This window comes from Pseudonocardia xishanensis, assembly GCF_039541715.1.
GTDB classification, from domain to species: domain Bacteria; phylum Actinomycetota; class Actinomycetes; order Mycobacteriales; family Pseudonocardiaceae; genus Pseudonocardia; species Pseudonocardia xishanensis.
Window position 1 is genome coordinate 1 of sequence record NZ_BAABGT010000064.1, and the last position, 732, is coordinate 732.

The window sequence follows — 732 nt, forward strand, 5'->3', positions numbered from 1 at the left end:
ACGGTCGGGTTGGCCGTGGCGTTGGAGCTGCCGCTGCTGGTGATCGACGTGCAGCGTGGCGGCCCGTCGACGGGGTTGCCGACCAAGACCGAGCAGGCCGACCTGTTGCAGGCGATGTTCGGGCGCAACGGCGAGGCACCGCTGCCGATCATCGCCCCCCAGTCGCCGGGGGACTGCTTCCACGCCGCCATCGAGGCCGCCGCCATCAGTGTGAAGTACCGCACCCCGGTGATGGTGCTCTCCGACGGTGCGTTGGCCAACGGCTCCGAGCCGTGGAAGGTCCCGGACGCCTCGACCCTGCAGAAGGTCGATCCGGGGTTCGCCACCGAGGTCAACGCCCCGGACGGCTCGGGGGAGTTCTGGCCCTACCTGCGCGACCCCGAGACTTTGGCCCGGCCGTGGGCCATCCCCGGCACCCCCGGGTTGGAGCACCGCATCGGCGGGCTGGAGAAGGCGGACGGACGCGGCTCGATCTCCTACGACCCGGACAACCACGACCGCATGATGCGACTGCGCGCGGCCAAGATCGACGGCATCCCCGTGCCGGACATCGCCGTCGACGACCCGTCCGGCGACGCCGGCGGTGATCGAGCACGGCTGCTGGTCATCGGCTGGGGCTCGACCTACGGCCCGATCGTCGCCGGAGCACGGCGGGTCCGTGCCCTCGGGCACGACATCGCGACCGCGCACATCCGCAACCTCAACCCCATGCCCGCCAACCTCGGCGAGGTG

General features: G+C 71.4%; 1 pseudogene. It reads left to right on the top strand.

What is annotated here, in order from left to right:
* Positions 1-732, top strand: a pseudogene (locus ABD993_RS21335) (2-oxoacid:acceptor oxidoreductase subunit alpha); the annotation flags it as partial.